Consider the following 7020-nt stretch of genomic DNA (forward strand, 5'->3'; position numbering starts at 1 on the left):
TTCAGCTTTGGTGATAACAAAGAGCCATCCTTTAATCCATCAACAATGAAGTGCTCTGGCACCAATGCCCAGCCAAGGTTGCGTTGGACGAGCTCAACAATCACCCACTGACTTTCAACCCACCACACATCAGCGGCAACCCGTAGACGTGACTTTTCTTTGCTCTCGTTTCGTATCGCGACAATGAGCTGCCGATATCTTTTTAAATCCGCCCAGCTGACCACTACGCAGCCACCACTCGAAGAGTTATTAAAAGACGAGAATATTGAGCTCAATAATCAAGAGGACAAACTGCCTCTACAAATTGAGTATCATATCAAAGGTGGTCAAAAGCTTAATGACTATAGAATTGAAGCGGCTGAGTGGACAGTGGGAAATAAGGTTTTGTTAAAAGGTCAAGTAGAAAGCATTGATATCGGTATACCAGAAGCAATCTATCTTGTTGAAGGTTGCTCTTAAAAGATAAGCATAAAGAACCAAATATCTATCTGAATCGCCCCGACGTGAGATGAATATCTATGTTCGCAGTGTCAGTCGGTAAAGTACATCCTTATTACATATAATCAGCTTTCGGCACAGTAGGACGTTTAACTATTACACTGTTTCTGTTTCAGGCTTAGATATTGCTCGCCACAAAATCACAAACAGCGCGTCAAACTCTGCGTTTATTGGAGTATTGGTCTGCCGCATGATATGCATAAAGCCTAAACGACTGATAAATCCCATAAACACATCAAACAGAATATATAGTGGCACACTATCATTTAATACGCCGCGTTTCTGCCCATCTTCTAGCACATCCAAAAATGCACCAATCAGTTCTTTGTTCTCATAAGTCGCAATACTACGAATCCGTGATACCGATATCGAGTACAGCACCATCACCGCATCAGGATGGTTGTCAACAAAATCAAAACATACCCAGAGTGTCTTACGCAGCCGATCTTTCACGCTATCAATCCCTTGTAAGTGATCCATGATCCGCGCCGCTAACCTACTAAGCACGATATCCATAATGGTATTAAACAGGGTTTGCTTGTCCCCAAAGTATTTATAGAGCGTTTGCAATGAAACGTTGGCAGATTTTGCGATTTGCGCCATCGTCACTTCACTAGGATCGAAGCCTGCGAATACTTTACGGACCGCTTTTTCAATTTTATCTAAGGTAGCAGGTCGCATATCTGATAAGAGGGCTAAGTTTTGAGAGGTCTCAATACTATCCTTTTGGTTGACCATCTTCATTGTCATTACTATCTACTCCCTTGTGATCTGCTTAGACTAGAGTCAATCTCTTTATTCAATGAGCCAATTTTATCTAAGGTAAGATATATTACTATTTATTTTAAAGATATTGAATATAGCCTTTTGGTCATCTAGTATATCTTCTACAAGTTTTTATTTATAAGAATTTGTAATACTAAATAAAAGGGTAATATAAATTACCATAAATTTAATATCAACATGAACAATGTCAAGGATGGACAACATGAGTATTGAAGCCTTTGCCTCGAACTGGATGACCGAAGAACATAGCATGGTGTATGACAGTGCTTTGAAATTGTTTAAAAGCTGGGAAGATAAAGACGAGCAGTGGCGTGAAAACGGCATGATTGACCGTGAAGCTTGGAACGAAGCAGGCAATATGGGCTTTTTATGTGCGTCAATGCCTGAAGAGTACGGCGGTGGCGGTGGTGATTTCGGTCACGAAGCAGCTATTCTGCTAGCGCAGGCACAGGCGAACCAAGCTGGTTTTGGTGGTATGGTTCACTCAGGTATTGTTGCACCGTATATTTTAAAGCATGGTACTGAAGAGCAGAAAAAAGCATGGCTACCTAAACTGGCCACGGGCGAATCTGTTGGCGCTATCGCGATGACAGAACCAACGACAGGCTCTGATTTACAGGCAATCAAAACTTATGCGATTAAAGATGGTGATGAGTACATTATCAATGGTTCAAAAACATTCATCACTAACGGCCAACATGCCAATCTTATCGTACTGGCTTGTAAGACGGATCGTGAAAAGGGCGCTCAGGGTGTCTCCCTGATTGTTGTTGAAACTGACGCTCTAGAAGGTTTCTCACGTGGCCGTAACCTTAAAAAGACCGGTCTATCTTCTCAAGATACCTCAGAGCTATTTTTCAGCAACGTACGTGTCCCACAGAAAAACGTATTAGGCGGTGTTGAAGGGCTTGGCTTTATCCAAATGATGCAAGAGCTGCCCCAAGAGCGTTTAATTATTGCGCTAAGTGGTTGCGGCGCTATCAAGCTGGCTTTAGAGCTGACGCTTGAATATGTAAAAGAGCGTGAAGCCTTTGGTCGTTCAATTTGGAAATTCCAAAATACCCGATTTAAGCTGGCTGAAGTTCAAGCCGATTACTTAGCAGTAAAAGCTTTGTGTGACTCTGCTGTTGAAGCGATGATTAATGGCACCTTAACTGCACCGCAAGCGTCATTAATTAAGTACTGGGTGACCGAAAAACAGTGCAATGTAATGGATGAGTGCTTACAGTTATTTGGTGGTTATGGCTATATGACAGAGTATCCTATCGCTCGTATGTATGCTGATGCTCGCGTACAAAAAATCTACGGTGGTACTAATGAAATTATGAAGGAATTGGCATCACGATTCATGTAATAGCGCTGGGTAAAACCAAGCCGCTATATATAAATCAATACATGCAAGCCAATATATAAATATCATTAAGGATTTAATTGAGGAGAATACGTTCTCCTCAAAACTTCAGTATTTAACAAATATGCAATTAAGTATTAAAGAGATTTATTATGACTGAGACCGCTTATATCTATGATGCTATCCGCACTCCACGTGGCAAAGGCAAAAAAGATGGCTCCCTCCATCAGGCGTCACCTATCTGGCTGGTTCGTACTCTACTAAAAGAGATGCAACAACGCCATAATTTAGATACCAGTTTAGTAGACGACGTCATTTTAGGCTGTGTGACACCAGTCGGTGAGCAAGGTTCTGATATCGCACGTATCGCCGTTATCGATGCTGATTGGCATGAGAGCGTGGCAGGTTTAACGCTGTCACGCTTTTGTGCGTCTGGTCTAGAGTCAATTAACCTTGCGGCAACCAAAGTCATGTCTGGAATGGAAGACTTAGTCGTTGCCGGTGGCGTTGAATCAATGAGCCGTGTACCAATGGGTATGGACGGCGGCGCTTGGTATATGGATCCACGAGTAAACGATGCGGTTCAGTTCGTACCTCAAGGTGTTGGCGCTGATACCATTGCAACATTAAAGGATTTTAGCCGTAAAGACGTTGACGAGTTTGCCTCAGAGTCACACAGAAGAGCAGCGGCTGCATGGGAAAAAGGCTACTACGATAAGTCGGTCGTTCCAGTGAGAGATCTAAATGGTTTATTACTATTAGACAAAGACGAAACCATTCGTCCAAATACTTCAGTGGAAACGCTAGCAGGCCTAAACCCATCATTTATAATGCCCGGTAAAATGGGCTTTGATAGCGTTATTCTTGATAAATATACGACGATTGAAAACGTAAATCATGTTCACCATGCGGGTAACTCTTCAGGCATCGTTGATGGTTCAGCATTGTGTCTTGTGGGTAGTAAGGCTGCTGGCGAAAAAGCAGGTCTCAAGCCGCGTGCCAAAATTACAATGGCGTCTGTGATTGGTTCGGAGCCAACTATCATGTTGACTGGCCCAACCCCAGCCTGCCAGAAAGCCTTGGCTAAAGCCGGTATGACTGCTGCTGATATCGACCTTTGGGAAATAAACGAAGCATTCGCTGCCGTACCGCTTAATACCGCTGATGACTTTGGTATCTCACTTGATATCGTCAACGTTAATGGTGGTGCTATTGCGATGGGTCATCCGCTTGGTGCCACTGGTGCGATGCTTGTGACAACTGTGCTTGATGAGCTTGAGCGCCGCGATCTACAAACAGCAATGATTACCCTATGTGTGGGTGGTGGTATGGGTATTGCTACCATTATTGAGCGTGTTTAAGCCTCAAATATTATCGATATAGTCTAGATACGGACATAACATACGCATAGAAAATAAGGATATCAAATGAGCACAAACAGCGTAAATGCCATTAATGAATTAATCAATTTTTCAGCAGAATCAGACAACGGTATTATCACGGTTACTATCGATCAAGCTGACCGAAAAATGAATGTTATTGGTGATGGCTTTAATGAAGCATTTGCTACCTTAACTGATGCATTTATCAGTGATGAAGAAGCAAAAGGCTTAATCTTAACCTCGGGCAAATCAACCTTTGTGGTTGGCGCGGATATTGACCAACTGGCCACTATTGAAACTGCTGAACAAGCGTTTAACTTAGTTGAAGATTTAAAAGCCAGCCTACGTAAGCTTGAAACTTCAGGTAAGTCGGTGGTTGCCGCAATTACCGGCACTGCCTTAGGTGGTGGTTTAGAACTGGCTTTAGCCTGTCATTATCGTATCGCTATTGATTCTTCAAAAACAAAGCTTGGTCTACCTGAAGTTAAGCTAGGCCTATTGCCAGGTGGCGGTGGTACACAGCGTCTGCCACGTCTAGTCGGTATTCAAAAAGCACTTGAACTAATGACGCAAGGTAAAGCGCTTAGCCCGCAGCAAGCCGTTGAAATTGGTCTTATTCATGATGTGGCTAGCGACAATGATGAGCTTATTAAAAAAGCCAAAAAATGGATTAACAACAATCCTAAAGCTAGCCAGCCATGGGACAATAAAGGTTTTAAAGTCCCAGGCGGTGACAGCAAGCATCCTAAAATGGTGCAAGTATTTTCGATTGCGCCAGCTATGGCAAATCAGAAGTCGCACGGCAACTATCCGGCAATCACCCACATCTTATCTAGTGTATTTGAGGGCTGCTTAACAGATATCGACAACGGTCTAAAAATTGAGTCGCGATTTTTTGTGGCTTGTGCGTTATCAGACGTGTCCAAAAACATGATCAACACCCTTTGGACGCAGTTGAACAGCATCAAAAAAGGTCAATCACGTCCAGAAAGGTTTGCGAGATCTAAAATCAGCAAAGTCGGTATTCTTGGCGCTGGCATGATGGGTGCTGGTATTGCGTATGTTTCAGCCAAAGCGGGTATGGAAGTGGTGCTGTTAGATACGGCTATCGAAGGTGCTGAAAAAGGTAAAAACTATTCTACTAAGTTACTCGACAAGGCTATTAGCCGTGGTCGTTCAACGGAAGAGAAAAAACAAGCATTATTAGACCTTATTAAAACCACAACGTCTTATGACGATTTAGAGGGCTGTGATTTAATCATCGAAGCGGTCTTTGAAGATGTGGACATTAAAGCAGAATGCACGCGTAAATCTGAAGCCGTTATTCCAGAAACCGCGGTTTATGCGTCAAACACGTCTACATTGCCTATTACTGAGCTTGCAAAAGCCAGCAAGCGTCCAAACCAGTTCATTGGTCTACATTTCTTCTCTCCAGTAGATAAGATGCTATTGGTTGAGATTATCGTTGGTAAAGAAACTGACGATGCAACGCTAGCAAAAGGCTTTGACTATGTCGGTCAAATTGCTAAGACCCCAATCGTTGTCAATGACAGCCGTGGCTTCTACACCTCTCGCGTCTTTGGTACTTACGTATCAGAAGGTATCGCGATGTTAGGCGAGGGCATCCACCCACGCAGCATCGAAGTTGCTGGTATGAAGTCTGGTATGCCAATGCCGCCACTCGCACTGCAAGATGAAGTATCGCTAAGCCTGTCATTACATATCATGCAGCAAACCAAGCGTGCCTTAGAAGCGGAAGGAAAAACCTTTACACCGCATCCTGCCATGCCAGTGGTAGAAAAAATGGTCAAAGAACTTGGTCGTGAAGGTAAAAAGGTTGCTAAAGGCTTCTATGACTATCCAGAAAATGGCGAAAAGCACTTATGGCCTGAGCTCACTGAACTGTACCCAACGACAGATGAGCAGCCGTTTCAGCAAGACTTGGTAGACCGTTTACTATACGTGCAAGCCAATGAGACCGCGAAGTGTTTCGAGGAAAACGTCGTACGTACCGTGGCCGATGCCAACGTCGGTTCAATCTTCGGTTGGGGTTTTGCACCAAACCAAGGTGGTACATTACAGTTCATCAACTCAGTAGGCGTCGACAAATTTGTAGAGCGTAGCCGCGAACTTGCGAGCAAATATGGCGAGCGTTTTGAGCCTGCTCAGATTCTAGTAGATATGGCCCAAAAAGGCGAGGAGTTTGTAGATGGTTAATCCAGCTGATGCTATGAAAGACTGCCTACAGGGGCTGCGCGTCGTTGATTTGACGCGCAACCTCCCAGGGCCATTTGCCACGCGACTGCTTGCAGACTTGGGCGCAGATATTATTAAGATTGAACCTTTAAACGGTGATCCAGCCCGCGCTTTTGGCGAACTGTTCACCGCGTTGAACCATGGTAAAGAGACTCAAAAAGTTGATTTCCGTGATCCAGCAGGTATTGAAACAATCAAAACGCATCTTAAAGATGCCGACGTGATGCTCGATAGCTTTCGGCCTGAAGTGTTAGAAGGTATGGGACTGGACGCCAAAACCCTGCATGCTATCAATCCTAAGCTGGTCATGGTATCGATTACTGGTTATGGTCTGGCTGACAGTGACGACATTACGCATAACTGGGCTAACAAAGCTGGTCATGATATCAACTTTATGGCGATGAGCGGCGTGCTTGATCAGTTGAAAACGGCAGAGGGCGATCAGGCAATGCCTAACATCCAGTTTGCAGACTTAGCAGGCGGCAGCGACACGGCAGTGATTGCCCTTCTGGCTGCAGTGCTTTCAGCACAGCGCACTGGCAAAGGTCGTCATGTTACAGTCAGTATGACCCACAGCTTATATCAGCATATGGTAATGCCAAAAGCGACCGGAGAACTGGTCAAAAGATTTTCTGGAAAAAAACCAAAGCCGCAGCATGATTTTTTAGGTGGCTTATTGCCTTGTTATCGTTTGTACAAAACAGCAGATGGTCGTTATATGGCAGTCGGCTCTTTGGAATTAAAGTT

At 44.0% G+C, this 7020-nt stretch carries 6 protein-coding genes; 5 read left to right on the top strand and 1 reads right to left on the bottom strand.

Annotated elements, in window-relative coordinates:
• The first annotated feature begins 183 nt into the window (after window positions 1-183).
• A complete protein-coding gene (locus VLN09_RS11700) occupies window positions 184-459 on the top strand; it encodes a hypothetical protein (protein WP_325246722.1) in 276 nt (91 codons plus the stop codon).
• A gap of 135 nt (window positions 460-594) precedes the next feature.
• Here the strand turns inward: VLN09_RS11700 and VLN09_RS11705 are convergent, their stop codons facing one another.
• On the bottom strand, window positions 595-1248 hold the full coding sequence (locus tag VLN09_RS11705; protein ID WP_325246724.1) for a TetR/AcrR family transcriptional regulator: 654 nt from the start codon (window positions 1246-1248) through the stop codon (window positions 595-597).
• A gap of 238 nt (window positions 1249-1486) precedes the next feature.
• Here VLN09_RS11705 and VLN09_RS11710 point away from each other — a divergent pair, with 238 nt between their 5' ends.
• The 4 genes from VLN09_RS11710 to VLN09_RS11725 all read left to right on the top strand — a co-directional run.
• Window positions 1487-2638 (top strand): acyl-CoA dehydrogenase family protein, encoded by a 1152-nt coding sequence (locus VLN09_RS11710; protein WP_325246726.1) that lies wholly within the window; start codon window positions 1487-1489, stop codon window positions 2636-2638.
• Between the two features lie 149 nt (window positions 2639-2787).
• Window positions 2788-3996, top strand: a complete 1209-nt coding sequence (locus VLN09_RS11715) for an acetyl-CoA C-acetyltransferase (RefSeq protein WP_325246728.1) — start codon at window positions 2788-2790, stop codon at window positions 3994-3996.
• Window positions 3997-4062: 66 nt separating this feature from the next.
• Window positions 4063-6234, top strand: coding sequence for a 3-hydroxyacyl-CoA dehydrogenase NAD-binding domain-containing protein (locus VLN09_RS11720; protein WP_325246730.1), 2172 nt, complete (start codon window positions 4063-4065; stop codon window positions 6232-6234).
• Window positions 6227-7020 (top strand): CaiB/BaiF CoA-transferase family protein (locus VLN09_RS11725; protein ID WP_325246732.1); only part of this gene is annotated, 794 nt, incomplete at its 3' end. The genes VLN09_RS11720 and VLN09_RS11725, both read left to right, overlap by 8 nt.

Source organism: Psychrobacter sp., from assembly GCF_035469765.1.
Classification (GTDB): domain Bacteria; phylum Pseudomonadota; class Gammaproteobacteria; order Pseudomonadales; family Moraxellaceae; genus Psychrobacter.